The sequence below is a fragment of the Paraburkholderia sp. GAS38 genome (genome assembly GCF_050434965.1).
In the GTDB taxonomy this organism is placed as follows: domain Bacteria; phylum Pseudomonadota; class Gammaproteobacteria; order Burkholderiales; family Burkholderiaceae; genus Paraburkholderia; species Paraburkholderia phenazinium_A.
Genome location: NZ_JBNDJO010000002.1, coordinates 192,636 through 208,809 on the forward strand (window position 1 = coordinate 192,636; position 16,174 = coordinate 208,809).

Annotated in this window: 13 protein-coding genes; 9 read left to right on the top strand and 4 right to left on the bottom strand. The window is 65.2% G+C overall.

Annotated elements, in window-relative coordinates:
* Positions 1–20: 20 nt before the first annotated feature.
* Positions 21–410, top strand: coding sequence for an RT0821/Lpp0805 family surface protein (locus tag P3T42_RS05105; RefSeq protein WP_429305339.1), 390 nt, complete (start codon positions 21–23; stop codon positions 408–410).
* A gap of 88 nt (positions 411–498) precedes the next feature.
* Positions 499–948 (top strand): NUDIX hydrolase, encoded by a 450-nt coding sequence (locus tag P3T42_RS05110; RefSeq protein ID WP_429305340.1) that lies wholly within the window; start codon positions 499–501, stop codon positions 946–948.
* A gap of 23 nt (positions 949–971) precedes the next feature.
* Here the strand turns inward: P3T42_RS05110 and P3T42_RS05115 are convergent, their stop codons facing one another.
* A complete protein-coding gene (locus P3T42_RS05115; RefSeq protein WP_429305614.1) occupies positions 972–1,886 on the bottom strand; it encodes a transporter substrate-binding domain-containing protein in 915 nt (304 codons plus the stop codon).
* Positions 1,887–2,037: 151 nt separating this feature from the next.
* Positions 2,038–3,747 carry a glutamine--tRNA ligase/YqeY domain fusion protein gene (locus P3T42_RS05120; protein WP_074300201.1) on the bottom strand — a complete coding sequence of 570 codons (1,710 nt, stop codon included), beginning with the start codon at positions 3,745–3,747 and terminating at the stop codon, positions 2,038–2,040.
* Positions 3,748–3,998: 251 nt separating this feature from the next.
* Between P3T42_RS05120 and ggt the strand changes: the two genes are divergently transcribed.
* Positions 3,999–5,744, top strand: coding sequence for a gamma-glutamyltransferase (gene ggt / locus P3T42_RS05125; protein ID WP_429305341.1), 1,746 nt, complete (start codon positions 3,999–4,001; stop codon positions 5,742–5,744).
* A 38-nt stretch (positions 5,745–5,782) separates the two neighbouring features.
* Positions 5,783–6,346 carry an RBBP9/YdeN family alpha/beta hydrolase gene (locus P3T42_RS05130; protein ID WP_429305342.1) on the top strand — a complete coding sequence of 188 codons (564 nt, stop codon included), beginning with the start codon at positions 5,783–5,785 and terminating at the stop codon, positions 6,344–6,346.
* A gap of 64 nt (positions 6,347–6,410) precedes the next feature.
* Here P3T42_RS05130 and P3T42_RS05135 read toward each other — a convergent pair whose 3' ends face one another.
* Entirely contained in the window at positions 6,411–7,631 is a 1,221-nt protein-coding gene (locus tag P3T42_RS05135) for a CaiB/BaiF CoA transferase family protein (RefSeq protein WP_429305343.1), read from the bottom strand.
* A 334-nt stretch (positions 7,632–7,965) separates the two neighbouring features.
* Here P3T42_RS05135 and alaS point away from each other — a divergent pair, with 334 nt between their 5' ends.
* Positions 7,966–10,590 (top strand): alanine--tRNA ligase, encoded by a 2,625-nt coding sequence (gene alaS, locus P3T42_RS05140; protein WP_429305344.1) that lies wholly within the window; start codon positions 7,966–7,968, stop codon positions 10,588–10,590.
* Between the two features lie 177 nt (positions 10,591–10,767).
* On the opposite strand, the gene P3T42_RS05145 is transcribed toward alaS, so the two are convergent.
* Positions 10,768–11,688: a LysR family transcriptional regulator gene (locus P3T42_RS05145; protein ID WP_074300196.1), complete on the bottom strand. Its 921-nt coding sequence runs from the start codon at positions 11,686–11,688 to the stop codon at positions 10,768–10,770.
* A gap of 154 nt (positions 11,689–11,842) precedes the next feature.
* Here P3T42_RS05145 and P3T42_RS05150 point away from each other — a divergent pair, with 154 nt between their 5' ends.
* From P3T42_RS05150 to P3T42_RS05165, 4 genes are all read left to right on the top strand, one after another.
* Positions 11,843–13,081 (top strand): YbfB/YjiJ family MFS transporter, encoded by a 1,239-nt coding sequence (locus P3T42_RS05150; RefSeq protein WP_429305345.1) that lies wholly within the window; start codon positions 11,843–11,845, stop codon positions 13,079–13,081.
* A gap of 94 nt (positions 13,082–13,175) precedes the next feature.
* The gene (locus P3T42_RS05155) at positions 13,176–14,207 is read left to right on the top strand and encodes a threonine aldolase family protein (protein ID WP_074300194.1); all 1,032 of its coding nucleotides are present in this window, start codon (positions 13,176–13,178) and stop codon (positions 14,205–14,207) included.
* Between the two features lie 78 nt (positions 14,208–14,285).
* On the top strand, positions 14,286–14,816 hold the full coding sequence (locus tag P3T42_RS05160) for an NUDIX domain-containing protein (protein ID WP_074300193.1): 531 nt from the start codon (positions 14,286–14,288) through the stop codon (positions 14,814–14,816).
* A 197-nt stretch (positions 14,817–15,013) separates the two neighbouring features.
* On the top strand, positions 15,014–16,165 hold the full coding sequence (locus P3T42_RS05165; protein WP_429305346.1) for an iron-containing alcohol dehydrogenase: 1,152 nt from the start codon (positions 15,014–15,016) through the stop codon (positions 16,163–16,165).
* Positions 16,166–16,174 lie beyond the last annotated feature (9 nt).

Below are 16,174 nucleotides of genomic sequence, written 5' to 3' on the forward strand. Positions count from 1 at the left end.
TCTCTCGAGGAGAACACTCAATGTCGATGCGAACCCGTGTCCTGTTTCACGTCACCGTGGGCGGACTGCTGCTGGCTGCAACCGTCGGCGCCTACGCAGCGAATCTCGGCTTCCTCAGCGACACGCCGATCAGCTACATGAAACAGCGCGACATCGACTCGGTGAAGGCGGCCGCGATGGGCGCGCTCGATTCCAAACAGGATGGCGAAGCCGCCACCTGGGTCAACGACGGCACGGGTAACAGCGTGCATATCGACGCCACCATCACCCCGCAGAGCACTGCGAAGGACGGCGATCGCACCTGTCGCGACCTGGCGGTGGTACTGAACGCGAAAGGGCAGTCGATGACGTTGCGTCCGCAGTTCTGCCGCGAAGGCAGCGGCGCGTGGCAACTTCAGAAGAAGCATTGAGCGGGCGCGGAAGGCGCTTGGCCATGATGGCATCACGACCGCTTGAACTTGTTGTCTGGGCGCTGCGGCTGCGCGGCGGCGCCGAATAGTGAGCGCGCGCGTCGTCTCCTGCGGTGTCGTGCTGCTCGATCCGCACGGTCGCGTGTTGCTCGCGCATGCCACCGAAACCTCTCATTGGGATATCCCGAAAGGGCATGGCGAGGCGGGCGAGGCGCCGCACGTCACGGCGCTGCGCGAGATGGTCGAGGAGACCGGCATCGTGATCGCGGCCGAGCGTCTGAAGGACCTCGGCCTGTTCGTCTACCGGCGCGACAAGGATCTGCATCTGTTCGCCGCGCGCGCCCATGACGACGAGCTCGATCTGACGCACTGCGTCTGCACGTCGATGTTTCCACGTCGCTCGGACGGCACGCTGATTCCCGAAATGGACGCTTATCGCTGGGCCGCGCCGGAGGAAGTCGAGCGCTATGCGAGCCGCAGTCTGACGCGTCTGTTCCAGACGACCTTGTCGCTAGCAGAACTGCATCGCAGCGTGTAAGTGCGAGTCCGGGCGCGGCGCGCTCAGTCCAGCGCGCGATCGTTCGGATGCGCAAACAACGCGCGCATCGCCGCCGACAGCGGGAAATTGAGATTGATCCCGTGGGGCGGAATCGGTTGTGTAAACCACACGTTGTAGAGACGTTCCGCATCGCCGGACGTCTGCATCCGCTCGATCACGCCGTTCACAAGCTCGCGCATCGGCGCATCGCCTTTGCGGAACATGCACGCGTAGACCTCATAGCCAAGCGGCGTACCGGTCACCACGAAGTCGTCGGGGTGCGGGTCGGTGGCCCTGAAGCCGTAGACGATCGGCTCGTCCATCACGAAGGCCACCGCGCGGTCTTCCTTGAGCGCGGCAAACGCATCCGAATGATCGCGCACACTGGCAATGCGCATGTTGAGATGCTTGTCCACGTTCAGCTCGCGTAGCAGCCGTTCATCGGACGTGCCTGCCGTGGTCACCACGGCCTTGCCGGCCAGATCGGGAAAGTCGCTGATGCCGCTGCTGCGGTGCACGATCATCCGTACTGCATATTGGAAGAAGCTGTCGGAGAAGGCGGCTTCGCTTTCGCGCTCATGCGTGTGCGTGGTCGAGCCGCATTCCAGGTCGATCTGGCTGTTCTGCAGCATCGGGATGCGGTTCGACGAAGTCACCGCGACTTCGCGCACCTTGAGCTCGGACAGACCGAGGGTTTTCTTGATCTGATCGACAATCGCGAGCGCGATGGTTTGCGAATAGCCCACGGTGCCGTGGCCGTCGAAGTAGGAGAACGGGATGGAGGCCTCGCGCACGCCAAGCAGAACCACGCCGTTGTCGTGGATCTTCCGCAGTGTGCCGCTGAGCTCCTGCGCGTGCGCGGACGAGCCTGCTAGCCATGCCGTAGCCAGCGCGACCAGCGCGGTGCGCATGCGTGACGGACGGCGGGCTGCAAACATCATCGTTCCTCCCGGAGCGGTGCGCGCACCGTCACTCTAGCTGGACCGTTGTGCGACGAACGGACCGGACTGCGTGGACATCCTGGACACCCACGCGCTCCGGCCGGGACGCGGTGCGGCTGCAATCGGCCGCACGCCTGGCAGACTCAGCTTACGCCGGCTTGCCCCAACTGTCGCGAAGCGTCACGATGCGGTTGAATACAGGCTTGCCCGGCCTGGAATCGACGCGGTCCGCGACGAAGTAACCATGCCGCTCGAACTGATAGCGTTGCTCCGGCAGCGCGTCGCGCGCGCCCGGTTCCAGATAGGCATTGACCACCCGCTTCGAATCCGGATTGAGCGCTTCGAGGTAGTCGCGGCCGCCGGCATCCGGTTGCGGTTCCTTGAACAGGCGGTCGTAGATCCGCACTTCGGCCGGCACGGCGCCCGCGGCGCTGACCCAGTGGATGTTGCCCTTGACCTTGTAGGTGTTCGCGCCTTCCGTGCCCGATTTGCTGTCCGGGAAGTAATTGCAGTGGACGGCGGTCACGTTGCCGTTCTCGTCCTTGTCCGCGCCCGTGCATTCGATCACGTAGCCGTAGCGCAGACGCACCTTGTTGCCCGGGAACAGACGGAAGTAGCCCTTGGGCGGCGTTTCGGTAAAGTCGTCGCGTTCGATCCACAGTTCGCGCGAGATCGGGAAGACGCGCGTGCCGTGCTCCGGATGATGCGGATGCACGGGTGCGTTGCATTCCTCGGTGACGCCTTCGGGGAAGTTGTCGATGATCAGCTTGACCGGATCGAGCACGGCGGCCGTGCGCGGCGCCTTGGCGTCGAGGTCGTCGCGCAGCGCGCCCTCGAACACGCTCATGTCGATCCACGAATCGACCTTCGTCACGCCGATGCGCTCGCAGAACAACTGGATCGCCTCCGGCGTGAAGCCGCGGCGGCGCACGCCGACGATGGTGGGCATGCGCGGGTCGTCCCAGCCGTCCACATGGCCTTCGGTGACCAGTTGCAGCAGCTTGCGCTTGCTGGTGATCGCATACGTCAGGTTCAGGCGTGAAAACTCGATCTGCTGCGGCAGCGGGCGCGTGAAGATGCCGGCGTCGGCCAGCTCGTTGAGGATCCAGTCGTACAGCGGCCGGTGATCTTCGAACTCCAGCGTGCACAACGAATGCGTGATGTTTTCCAGCGCGTCCGAGATGCAGTGCGTGTAGTCGTACATCGGGTACACGCACCACGTGTCGCCGGTACGGTAGTGATGGGCAAAACGGATCCGGTAGATGACCGGGTCGCGCATGTTGAAGTTCGGCGATGCCATGTCGATCTTCGCGCGCAGCACATGCTCGCCTTCCTTGAACTCGCCGGCTTTCATGCGGCGGAACAGATCGAGGTTCTCCTCCACCGAGCGCTCGCGGAACGGCGAGGGCGTGCCGACTTCCGTGGCCGAGCCGCGATTGGCGCGCATCTCTTCGGCCGACTGGCTGTCGACATACGCGCGACCGCGCTCGATCAGCAGCTCGGCGAACTCGTACAGCTTGTCGTAGTAGTTGCTGGCGTAGTAGAGATGTTCGTTATCGTCTTTCTTCCATTCGAAACCGAGCCATTTCACGGCATCGATAATCGACTCGACGTATTCGAAGCTTTCCTTTTCCGGATTGGTGTCGTCAAAACGCAGATGGCAGACGCCGCCATAGCTGCTCGCCACGCCGAAGTTCAGGCAGATGCTCTTGGCGTGGCCAATGTGCAGATAGCCGTTCGGTTCGGGCGGGAAACGCGTTTCCACGCGCTGGCCCCACTTCCCGGAGCGGTTGTCTTCGTCAATGATGTTGCGAATGAAATTGGATGCCGCTGGCGCGTCGTTGCGTTCGGTATTCATGCGAGATGGAGAAGGTCGGTCGAGGGCGCGCAGTGCGCTCACTTATCTGTCAATTCTACCTGACAGCTTCCCTTCCGGCAGACCGAGTGCGGCTTCCAGCCAACGATCAGGGGCTTTTCGGGCGCCGTTGCACGCTGTAACAGGAGGTAAATCGCTTTGTCGGCGCATGAGCGGCGACCTTAGGATGCGACCGACGCGGCGCCGCACCGGCCGCCTGGCAGCACCTGAAACTCGTCTGAAAGGAATCCATCATGAGCAAGGCCACTCCCATCGGGCTGAAACTGACTGCGGCCGCGGTGCTGTTTTTTGCCGCCTGCGCCGCGAGTCTCGTGACAGCCCCGCCGGCGCTGGCCAAAACGGCGGTGCCGAAACCGGTTCTGGACGGTTCGGCCGTCGCGGTGCCCGATAGCTACAGCGCCGACACGGCGCAGCAGATCTTTGCCGAAGGCGGCAATGCGGTGGATGCCGCCGTGGCGATTGCCTTCACGCTGGCCGTGACCTATCCCGACGCGGGCAATCTCGGCGGCGGTGGGTTCATGACGCTGTACGTGGACGGCAAGCCTTATTTCCTCGACTACCTCGAGCGCGCGCCGCAGACGGCGACGCGCGACATGTACCTCGACGACAAGGGCAAGGCGGTCCCAGGCATGAGCCAGGTGGGCGCACGTGCGGTGGGCGTGCCGGGCACGGTCGACGGCTTGTGGGAGGCGCAGCGGCGCTTCGGCAAGCTGAAGTGGAAGCAGGTGCTGGCGCCGGCCATCCGCTACGCCACCGACGGCTTCAAGGTCGATGCACGTCTGCAGAAGGCCCGCGACGACGCCGCCACCGGCTTCGCCGGCAAGACCAATTTCGACGCGTACTTCGCCAACCTGAAGGCGGGTGTCAATTTCCCGCAACCCGAGCTGGCGCAGACGCTTGCGCGTATCGCCAGTGACGGCGGGCGCGAATTCTACGAGGGCCGCACGGCGGATCTGATCGCGAGCCAGATGTACGGACATGGGCTCGTCACCAAACAGGACCTGCAGCAATACAAGGCAATCTGGCGTCAGCCTTTGAGCGCCGACTGGAACGGCTACCAGGTCGTCACTGCGCCGCCGCCGAGTTCGGGCGGGGTCGGGCTGATCCAGATGCTCAAGATGAAGGCCGATCTGAAGCAGGCTTTCGGCGGTCTCGATCTGAATTCCGCGCCGTATATCCACCTGATCGCGCAGATCGAGGACCGGGTGTTCGCCGACCGCCAGCAATACCTGGACGACCCGGATGCGACGCCGGTGCCGCTCGACAAGCTGACCGGCGACGCCTACCTCGCGCAGCGTGCCGACGAAGTGAGCCCCGACGAGGCGCCGGGCGCGGCGCCCGTCAAACCGGGCCTCGCCGACGCGACTGCCGAAAAGCCGCAGACGACGCATTTCTCGGTGGTCGACAAATGGGGCAATGCGGTTTCGAATACCACTACGCTCGACGGCTCGTTCGGTTCGGGCGTGGTGGTGGACGGCGGCGGTTTCCTGCTCAACGACGAGATGGACGATTTCGTCACCACGCCGCGTGCCGCGAGTCCCGCGAGCGCGAGCGGCGCTTCGGCCACGACGGGCGACGAGCTCAACACGATTGCGCCGGGCCGGCGGCCGCTGTCGTCGATGACACCAACCCTCCTGCTCAAGGACGGCAAGGTGGCCCTCGCGATCGGCACGCCGGGCGGCTCGCGGATCTTCACGACGATTTTCCAGGTGATGACGGATATCTACGATTTCGGCCTGCCGCCGGCCGACGCCGTGGCCGCAATGCGCTTTCATCACCAGTTGCTGCCGCAGAAGACGATCTACTGGGAGCCGTATCATCCGCTTACGGGCGATCTGGCCGAGCAGTTGAAGGCCAAGGGCTATACGCTCGAGGGGCAGTCGTTCAACGGCGACGTGCAGTTGATCCGGGTTGACGGCGCGACGCCGCAACCGGTTGCCGATCCACGTGGCGTGGGCGTGGGGAAGGTGTTTCAGTAGGCGGCGCAGCCGCCATCACATAGCGACGGGGAAGCGCGATGATCGAGCAGAAGGTTTGGGTCCTGCCGGGTTATATGAACTCGGGTGAAGGGCATTGGCAAACGCGTTGGGAACACTTGCACGCGGGTTATGAGCGCGTGCGGATGCCGGACTGGGATCATCCGGTGCGCGATGCGTGGTGCCGTACGCTCGAGGCCGCGGTGGTGGCGTCGGCTGGGCCGGTTGCTTTCGCCGCGCATAGCCTGGGGTGCCTCACGGTGGCGTTTTGGGCCGCGCAGTATGCGAGTGCTGGGAGCCTCGCGAAAGTGACGGGCGCACTGCTGGTGGCGGTACCCGATCCGGCGGGTCCGGGGTTTCCGCGGGATGCCGGCGGTTTTGCGCCGGTGCCCATGGTGGCGTTGCCGTTTCCCAGCGTGGTGGTTGCCAGTACGGATGATCCGTATGGCGGCATCCCGTTCTCGCAGGAGTGTGCCGCGGCGTGGGGCAGCCGCTGGCGCGAGATCGGCGCGCGCGGGCATATCAATGCCGACAGCGGCCTGGGCGACTGGGACGAGGGTCAGCAGTGGCTGGCGTCGCTCGCGCGGGGTGCCGCGGGCGGGTGACGGGCCGGCGCGGCGGGCCGAGTGTCGCGGCCCGGCTCGCTCAGGGCACTGCCCAGACCGCTGCTCAGATCACCGACTTCCCGCGCAACTGCGCAATGCGTTCGTCGTCGTACCCCAGCACGTCGCGCAGGATGCTGTTCGTGTGCTCGCCGAGCGTTGGCGGGTGGGCGAGCGCTTGCGGCGGCGTTCCGCTCATGTTGATCGGATTGCGTACCAGCTTCACCTTGCCGCCTGACGGATGCGGCAGATCGACCTGCATCCCGCGCGCGACCACCTGCTCGTTCTCGAACACCTCGGCCAGATCGTTGATCGGACCGCAGGGCACGCCGGCGGCTTCGAGCGCGGAAATCCATTGCTGCTTGCCGAGCGTGCGGACCATCTCCGCGAGAATCGGCACCAGCGTGTCGCGGTTGCGCACGCGCTCGGGGTTGGTGGCGAAGCGCTCGTCGTCGGCAAGTTCCGGCCGGCTGCCGGCTTCGACGAATTTGCGGAATTGCCCGTCGTTGCCCACGGCGACGATGATCCAGCCGTCGCGGGTCTGGAAGGTCTGGTACGGCACGATGTTCGGGTGCGCGTTGCCCCAGCGCACCGGCGGCTGGCCGCTCGCGAGGAAGTTCGAATTCATGTTCGCCAGCATGGCGACCTGCACGTCGAGCAGCGCCATGTCGATGTACTGGCCTTCGCCCGTGCGGTCGCGGTGGGTGAGGGCGGTGAGCACGGCGATCGTCGAGTACATGCCGGTCATCAGGTCCGCGATCGCCACGCCGGCTTTCTGCGGACCGCCGCCGGGCAAGCCGTCTCGCTCGCCGGTGATGCTCATGAAGCCGCCGATGCCCTGCACGATGAAGTCATAGCCCGCCCGCTGTGCGTACGGTCCGGTCTGACCGAAGCCCGTGACCGAACAGTAGACGATGTCCGGTTTGACCTCTTTCAACGACGCGTAGTCGAGCCCGTATTTCTTCAACTGGCCGACCTTGTAGTTCTCCAGCACCACGTCGCTTTGCGCGGCCAGTTCGCGGATGATGCGCTGCCCTTCGGGCGTGGCGATATCCACGGTCACCGAGCGCTTGTTGCGGTTCGCCGCGAGGTAGTAGGCGGCCTCGTGGGTATCCGCGCCGTCCGGCGTTTTCAGGTACGGAGGCCCCCAGTGGCGCGTGTCGTCGCCGACTTCCGGACGTTCGACCTTGATGACGTCCGCGCCGAAATCGGCGAGTGTCTGCGCGCACCACGGACCGGCCAGTACGCGGGTGAGATCCAGCACGCGGATATGACTGAGAGCGCCCATATTCTTTCGATGTCTCCAGGTTGGCCGGCTATGACGCCGGCGCGCGTTGTGGTGACGATGCCGATGTCGTCGCGGCGTCGATGTCCAGAATCTTAAGCGATTCCCGGGTGCCGGCCCATTCGGCCGGACGGCATAGGACGAATGACATGCCCCAAACGCGGCAGCCGGGGCCAAACCCTGGCCGAACGGCTAATCCTGCTCGCGAGGCGGCGCGCGCCGTCGCCTAAGGGCTCCGATCCCGTATAATCGGTCGTTTCAGCAACCTTCGGTTGGCGCATCGGGATATCACCCCCGCATGTCGCCAGATCCAGCCAGGACCGTCCCCCAGTACGCTATGAAAGCCGCCGAAATCCGCGAGAAATTCCTCAAGTTCTTCGAATCGAAGGGCCATACGATCGTTCGCTCGTCGAGCCTTGTGCCCGGCAACGACCCCACGCTGCTCTTCACCAATTCGGGGATGGTGCAGTTCAAAGATGTGTTCCTCGGCTCCGAATCGCGGCCGTACTCGCGCGCCACAACGTCGCAGCGCAGCGTGCGCGCCGGCGGCAAGCATAACGATCTGGAGAACGTCGGCTACACGGCGCGTCACCACACGTTCTTCGAGATGCTCGGCAACTTCTCGTTCGGCGACTATTTCAAGCGCGACGCGATCCACTATGCGTGGGAATTGCTGACGGGCGTGTACCAGTTGCCCAAAGACAAGCTGTGGGTCACGGTTTATCACGAAGACGACGAAGCGCACGATATCTGGGCCAAGGAAGTGGGCGTGCCGGTGGAGCGGATCATCCGCATCGGCGACAACAAGGGCGCGCGCTACGCGTCGGACAACTTCTGGCAGATGGCCGACGTCGGCCCGTGCGGCCCGTGCTCGGAAATCTTTTACGACCACGGCCCGGACGTGTGGGGCGGCCCTCCGGGATCGCCGGAAGAAGACGGCGACCGCTACATCGAGATCTGGAATCTCGTGTTCATGCAATTCAGCCGCGACGCCCAGGGCAACATGACGCCGCTGCCCAAGCAGTGCGTCGACACCGGCATGGGTCTGGAACGCATCGCAGCGGTGCTGCAGCACGTGCACAGCAACTACGAGATCGACCTGTTCCAGGCGCTGATCAAGGCGGCGGGCCGTGAAACCGGCGTGGCCGACCTGACCAACAACTCGCTGAAGGTGATCGCCGATCACATCCGCGCGTGCTCGTTCCTGATCGTCGACGGCGTGATCCCGGGCAACGAAGGCCGCGGCTACGTGCTGCGCCGCATCGTGCGCCGCGCTATCCGTCACGGCTACAAGCTGGGCAAGAAGGGTTCGTTCTTCCACCGTCTGGTGCCGGATCTGGTCGCGCAGATGGGCGAGGCTTATCCTGAGCTGAAGGACGCGGAACAACGCGTGACCGACGTGCTGCGTCAGGAAGAAGAGCGCTTCTTCGAGACCATCGAGCACGGCATGTCGATCCTCGAAGCCGCGCTGGCGGATCTGGATGCCAAGGGCGGCAAGACGCTCGACGGCGAACTGGCCTTCAAACTGCACGACACCTACGGCTTCCCGCTGGATCTGACGGCGGACGTGTGCCGCGAGCGCGAAGTGACGGTCGACGAAGCCGCTTTCGACGAAGCCATGGCGCGCCAGCGCGACCAGGCGCGTGCCGCGGGCAAGTTCAAGATGGCGCAGGGCCTCGAGTACTCGGGCGCGAAGACCACGTTCCACGGCTACGAAGAAATCGTCTTTGACGACGCGAAGGTCATCGCCCTGTACGTGGACGGCGCAGCGGTCAAGGAAGTGTCGCAGGGCCAGCAGGCCGTGGTCGTGCTGGATCACACGCCGTTCTACGCGGAATCGGGCGGCCAGGTGGGCGACGCGGGCGTGCTCGCCAACGCGAGCCTGCGCTTTGCGGTGGCGGACACGCTGAAGGTGCAGGCGGATGTGGTCGGCCATCACGGCACGCTCGAGCAGGGCACGCTGAAAATCGGCGACGTCGTGAAGGCGGAAATCGACGCGGTGCGTCGTGCCCGCACCGAGCGCAACCACTCGGCTACCCACCTGATGCACAAGGCCTTGCGCGAAGTCCTCGGCTCGCACGTGCAGCAAAAGGGTTCGCTCGTCGATCCGGACAAAACCCGTTTCGACTTCGCGCACAACTCGCCGATGACGGACGAGCAGATCCGTCAGGTCGAAGCTATCGTCAACGCGGAAGTGCTCGCGAACGCGCCGGGCATCGTACGCGTGATGCCGTTCGACGAAGCGGTGAAGGGCGGCGCCATGGCGCTGTTCGGCGAAAAATACGGCGACGAAGTGCGCGTGCTGGACCTCGGCTTCTCGCGCGAACTGTGCGGCGGAACGCACGTGCAGCGCACGGGCGACATCGGCTTCTTCAAGATCGTGATGGAAGGCGGCGTGGCGGCCGGTATCCGTCGCGTGGAAGCGATCACCGGCGACAACGCGGTGCGCTACGTGCAGGAACTCGATACGCGCATCAACGCGGCAGCCGCTGCGCTGAAGGCGCAACCGTCGGAACTCACGCAGCGGATCGTGCAGGTGCAGGACCAGGTGAAGGCGCTGGAAAAGGAGCTCGGCGCGCTCAAGTCGAAGATGGCTTCGAGCCAGGGCGACGAACTGGTCGGCCAGGCAGTCGAAGTCGCCGGCGTGCACGTGCTGGCGGCGACGCTGGACGGCGCGGACGTGAAGACGCTGCGCGAAACGGTCGACAAGCTCAAGGACAAACTGAAGAACGCGGCCATCGTGCTGGCTTCGGTCGAAGGCGGCAAGGTCAGCCTGATCGCCGGCGTGACGCCCGACGCGAGCAAGAAGGTGAAGGCCGGCGAACTGGTCAACTTCGTGGCGCAGCAGGTGGGCGGCAAGGGCGGTGGCCGTCCCGACATGGCGCAAGCCGGCGGCACGGAACCGGCCAATCTGCCGGCGGCGCTGGCAGGCGTGAAGGGCTGGGTCGAAGCGCAGTTGTAAGTCACCGGGATCGCCTTACCTCCTTGGCAGGGCGCCCGAAGCAAAAGAGCCGCGAGCGTAAAAACTCGCGGCTCTTTTGTTTTGATGCGGCGGTGGTCTTAGCTTTGCTTGCCGCTGCCGTAACCCTTGGTGTATCGATAAGCTACCCGCGTCACCATGTGACGAGGACTCGAACCCCTACACCGTTTCCAACCCAACCTCACTCTCCCCCACCTCAGGCTGCGTCAGATTGCTGTTCGCCAGCAACGTCTCGCGCAGCGCCTTGAGCGCCGACGAGAAATGCCCGCGCCGCCAGATCAGCAGCGTATCGACGGTGCCCAGATCGCCCAGCGAATGAATCGCGATGTTGTTCATGTCGTGCTGCAATTCGAGCACCGAGCGCGGCGCGACGGCCACCCCGGCGCCGGCCGCCACGCAGGCGACGATCGCGTGGTACGAGCCGAGCTCCAGTACCCGCGCCGGGCGAATGCCGTGCTCCATGTACCACTTCTCGACGTAGCTGCGATACGCGCAGCCGCGCTCGAACGCGATCAGCGTCGACAGCGCGATATCGCGCGCCTCGCGAATCGGCCGATGACCGCGCGGCGTCAGCATCACCAGTTCCTCGCGAAACACGGGCACGCTCTCGAACAGATCGCCGTCCCGGTCCGGGTCGAGTTGGGTCGCGATCAGCGCGGCGTCCACCTCGAACTCCCGGACCCGTTCGATCAGACAGCCGGTCGTGCCGGTTTCGAGTTCGAGCGCCACCTCGGGCCAGCTCTGGTGATAGTGCGCGAGCAGGCTGGGCAGGCGGCTGGCTGCGGCGCTTTCCATCGTGCCCAGCCGCAGCCGGCCGCTGGGCCGGCTTTCGCGCAGCGCATGGCGGGCCTCGTCGGCGAGTGCGAGCAGGCGTTCGGCATACGGCAGCAAGGTCTCGCCGGCGGGCGTGAGTACCAGCCGCCGGCCGTCGCGGATAAACAGGTCGGTGCCGAGTTGTTCCTCAAGCTGCTTGATGCGCGTGGTCACGTTCGATTGCACGCGGTTGAGCTTCGCGGCAGCACGTGTGACCCCGTTTTCGCGCACGACCGCGCGAAAAATCGTTAGGGCGGCGAGATCCATAATTCTCTCTATGTGATCGTTTGTATCGTAATTATTCATTTTTCGTGATTGAAACGTCAAGCTAAGATGGGTTCATCGGTTGTCGTGGCGCCCGCTGCGCCTCCGTCCCACATGGGCCTTCTTTTTCCCCCGTTTTTGCCACTTTCGGTGCTGTATGAACGACTTTGCCGCGCCCCATCAGTTTGTCGCCCCCACAGGCCCCCACGCTGCGCGCCAGGCGGCCATTGCCGGCATGGTTGCGCTGGCGGTGGTGCTGGGGATCGGCCGCTTCGCATTTACCCCGCTGTTGCCGCTGATGCTGCACGGCGGCGGACTCGATATTCGCCACGGTGGCTGGCTAGCATCGTTCAACTACGCGGGTTATTTTGTCGGAGCGGTGACGTGTGCCGCGCTGCGCGTCGAACCGGCGCGGATGGTGCGCACAGGGCTCGTGCTCACCGTGCTGTTGACCCTCGCGATGGGCTTGACCAACCAGTTCTGGATCTGGGCGATCGTGCGTTTCGTGGCGGGCGTCGTCAGCGCGTGGACCTTCGTGTTCGCCTCGCAATGGGGGCTGCGGCGGCTTGCCGAGCTGCACGCGCACGGGTGGGGCGGTGTGATCTATTCCGGCCCGGGGGTGGGAATCGCCGCCACCGGGCTACTGGTGAGCGTGGCGGGCGGTTGGGGCGCCCGCGCGGGCTGGCTGGGTTTTGGGCTGGCGGCGGCGGTGTTGTCGGCGCTGGTCTGGCGGGTGTTCGGCCACCCGGCTTCAGTGCCGGCAATGGGTCCCGCAACCGCTTCGATCCGCCCCGACGCAACGCCCGCAAGCGCCCACGCAGCCCCTCCAACCCACCGCATCGACGCATTCTGGCTCGTCCTGCTCTACGGCGTCCCGGGCTTCGGCTACATCATCACCGCGACCTTCTTGCCCGTGATTGCGCGCCATGCCTTGCCAGGCTCGGCATGGCCCGACCTGTTCTGGCCGATGTTCGGCCTCGCGCTGATCGTCGGCGCATTGGGCGCGGCGCGTCTGCCGCATCACTGGGACAACCGCACGCTGCTCGCCGCTTGCTACGTCCTGCAGGCCGTGGGCGTGGCAGCGGGCATCGTCTGGCCGACGGCAGCGGGCTTTGCGCTCGGCAGCGTGCTGATCGGTCTGCCGTTCACCGCCATCACCCTGTTCGCGATGCGCGAGGCGCGCCGCCTGCGCGGCGATCACGCGGCCGGCCTGATGGGCTATGCGACCGCGGCCTACGGCGTCGGACAGATCATCGGGCCGCTGGTGGCCGCGCCGATTGCCGTCCATACCGGCTCGTTCTCGCCGGCGTTGTGGCTGGCGGCAGCCGCGTTGCTGCTCGGCGCGCTCGGTTTGACTGGGGTCGCGCACCTGCCGCGCAAGCCAGATCCGCCTTAATCGCACGAGGCAAAAACAATTTACCGGCCGGCGCACTAAAATGACCGCTTTCCAGTCATCTCTCTAGCGCCCGTCGCCGGGCGCGTCGCCAGCCATGCAACATTTCGCGTCCGACAACTACGCGGGCATCTGTCCCGAAGCGCTCAATGCGCTGATCGCCGCCAACAACAGCGGCCACGAACCCGCGTACGGCGACGACTCCTGGACCCAGCAAGTCTGCGACCGCCTGCGCGACCTGTTCCAGACCGACTGCGAAGCGTTCTTCGTCTTCAACGGCACGGCGGCCAATTCGCTCGCCCTCGCTTCGCTGTGCCAGTCGTATCACTCGGTGATCTGCCATGAACTCGCGCATATCGAAACCGACGAGTGCGGCGGCCCCGAATTCTTCTCGAACGGCTCGAAGCTGCTGACGGCACCCGGCCTCGGCGGCAAGCTGACGCCCGATGCGATCGAAGCAGTCGTCACGCGCCGCGCCGACATCCACTATCCGAAGCCCAAGGTCGTGACGCTCACGCAGTCGACGGAAGTGGGCACTGTCTACAGCGTCGAAGAAGTGCGCGCGATCGCCGCGATTGCGAAGCGCCGCCATCTGAAAGTCCACATGGACGGCGCGCGCTTTGCGAACGCGGTGGCCGCGCTCGACGTGCATCCGTCGGAGATCACCTGGCGCGCCGGCGTCGACGTGCTGTGCTTCGGCGGCACCAAGAACGGCTTGCCGGTGGGCGAAGTGGTGGTGTTCTTCGACCGCGCGCTCGCCGACGATTTCGCTTACCGCCTCAAGCAGGCCGGACAACTGGCCTCGAAGATGCGTTTCATCTCCGCGCCGTGGCTGGGCCTGCTCGACGGCGACGTGTGGCTGCGCAATGCGCGTCATGCGAACGCCATGGCGAAACTGCTGGAAACGCGCCTCGCCGAGATTCCCGGCGTGAGCATCATGTTCCCGACCGAGTCGAATGCGGTGTTCGCGCAGTTGCCCGCCCACGTGGCGAAGGCCATGCGAGCCAAGGGCTGGAAGTTCTACGAGTTCATCGGCGCCGGCGGTTGCCGTCTGATGTGCGCGTGGGACACGCAGCCCGAGACCGTCGCGCGCTTTGCGGGCGAGGTGCGTGAACTGTGCGCAGCGTGAGCGCCGAGCCCCACAACCCATCCGCGCAGCCATGCGCACCTGCTACAACGACACACCAAGAGACAACGCCCTGCTGCCATGAGTGATTACCGATTCTGCCCCCGCTGCGCGACGCCGCTCGTCGAACGCACCGATCCCGAACACGAAGGCGGCCGCGTACGCCAGACCTGTCCCGACGAAACCTGCGGCTATGTGCACTGGAACAATCCGTTGCCGGTGGTGGCGGCGATTGTCGAATACGAAGGCAAGATTCTGCTCGCGCGCAATGCCGCGTGGCCCGAAGGCATGTTCGCGCTGATCACCGGCTTTCTGGAGAATGGCGAGACGCCGGAGGAGGGCATCGCGCGCGAAGTCCGCGAAGAGACCTCGCTGCAGGCCGAGACCGTCGAGCTGGTCGGCGTCTACGAATTCATTAAGAAGAACGAACTGATTATTGCGTATCACGTGCGGGCGTATGGCACGATTGCGTTGTCGCCGGAACTGCTCGAGTATCGGCTCGTCGAGCCGGCCAAATTGCGGCCGTGGCGTGCCGGCACCGGGCAAGCGCTTGGCGAATGGATGCGCCGGCGCGGCTTGCCGTTCGAGTTCGTCGAGCGGCCCGGTCAATAGTGAGATAGAGCGCGGGCGCTCGCGGGCAGAATCGAGCGCGCGTATGCAACCCATGCAACCCACGCGACCCATGCACTACGCGTGCGGAGCGTGTGCAGAACACGTGCGAAACGCGTGCAATACGCAGGCACGCATCGCGAGGCGAGCCAATCGCCGGCGATGCGTTTCTTTCCCCTCACCCGGAATGCACCTCTGATATGGCCTATATCTACTATCTCACCCACATCCATCTCGGCTATGACGCCCTCGCGCAACTGCCCTCGGAATGCGCGCGCGTCGGCATCAAGCGGCCGCTGGTGATTACCGATAAGGGCGTGGTGGCCGCCGGCGTCGCGCAGCGCGCGCTCGATGCGCTGCTGCGGCTCGGCGCGGTGCCGGTTTTCGACGACACGCCCTCCAACCCGACTGAAGCGATGGTGACGGCCGCCGCGGCGCGCTACAAGGAGGAAGGCTGCGACGGCCTGATCGCGGTGGGCGGCGGGTCGTCCATCGACCTCGCGAAGGGCGTCGCGATCGCCGCCACGCATCCGGGCACGCTGACCGAATACGCCACCATCGAAGGCGGCAGCGGCAAGATCACCGACGCCGCCGCGCCGCTGATCGCGATTCCCACCACCTCCGGCACCGGCAGCGAAGTGGCGCGCGGCGCGATCGTGATTCTCAACGACGGTCGCAAGCTCGGCTTTCACTCGTGGCATCTGCTGCCTAAATCGGCGATCTGCGATCCCGGCCTGACACTCGGCCTGCCGCCGCTCCTGACTGCAGCCACCGGCATGGATGCCATCGCGCACTGCATCGAAACCTTCCTGGCACCGGCCTTCAATCCGCCTGCCGACGGCATCGCGCTCGACGGTCTGGAGCGCGGCTGGGCCAACATCGAACGCGCGACTCACGACGGCAGCGACCGCGATGCGCGCCTGCACATGATGAGCGCGTCGATGCAGGGGGCGATGGCTTTCCAGAAGGGGCTTGGCTGCGTGCATTCGCTGTCGCATCCGCTGGGCGGTGTGCCGGTGAACGGACGCACGTCGCTGCATCACGGCACGCTCAACGCGGTCGTGCTGCCGGCCGTACTGCGCTTTAACGAGCACGCGGACACGGTGGTGGCGAATCGCCGCTATGCGCGCATGCGGCGCGTGATGGGACTCCCGGAAAACGCCGATCTCGCTCAGGCACTCTTCGACATGACCGCGCGCCTCGGCTTGCCGACCGGTCTGCGGCAGATGGGTGTCGACGAAAGCGTGTTCGACAAGGTGATCAAGGGCGCGCTTGCCGATCATTGCCACAAGACGAACCCGCGCGAAGCGAGCGCCGACGACTACCGCCGCATGTTGACCGAATCGCTCTGACGACGCCTC

Excerpts from the sequence above, each read along its gene's own strand:
- P3T42_RS05105 (WP_429305339.1), top strand. The coding sequence starts at position 21 with ATGTCGATGCGAACCCGTGTCCTGTTTCACGTCACCGTGGGCGGACTG.
- P3T42_RS05115 (WP_429305614.1), bottom strand. The coding sequence starts at position 1,886 with ATGTTTGCAGCCCGCCGTCCGTCACGCATGCGCACCGCGCTGGTCGCG.
- P3T42_RS05120 (WP_074300201.1), bottom strand. The coding sequence starts at position 3,747 with ATGAATACCGAACGCAACGACGCGCCAGCGGCATCCAATTTCATTCGC.
- ggt (WP_429305341.1), top strand. The coding sequence starts at position 3,999 with ATGAGCAAGGCCACTCCCATCGGGCTGAAACTGACTGCGGCCGCGGTG.
- P3T42_RS05130 (WP_429305342.1), top strand. The coding sequence starts at position 5,783 with ATGATCGAGCAGAAGGTTTGGGTCCTGCCGGGTTATATGAACTCGGGT.
- P3T42_RS05135 (WP_429305343.1), bottom strand. The coding sequence starts at position 7,631 with ATGGGCGCTCTCAGTCATATCCGCGTGCTGGATCTCACCCGCGTACTG.
- alaS (WP_429305344.1), top strand. The coding sequence starts at position 7,966 with ATGAAAGCCGCCGAAATCCGCGAGAAATTCCTCAAGTTCTTCGAATCG.
- P3T42_RS05145 (WP_074300196.1), bottom strand. The coding sequence starts at position 11,688 with ATGGATCTCGCCGCCCTAACGATTTTTCGCGCGGTCGTGCGCGAAAAC.
- P3T42_RS05150 (WP_429305345.1), top strand. The coding sequence starts at position 11,843 with ATGAACGACTTTGCCGCGCCCCATCAGTTTGTCGCCCCCACAGGCCCC.
- P3T42_RS05155 (WP_074300194.1), top strand. The coding sequence starts at position 13,176 with ATGCAACATTTCGCGTCCGACAACTACGCGGGCATCTGTCCCGAAGCG.
- P3T42_RS05160 (WP_074300193.1), top strand. The coding sequence starts at position 14,286 with ATGAGTGATTACCGATTCTGCCCCCGCTGCGCGACGCCGCTCGTCGAA.
- P3T42_RS05165 (WP_429305346.1), top strand. The coding sequence starts at position 15,014 with ATGGCCTATATCTACTATCTCACCCACATCCATCTCGGCTATGACGCC.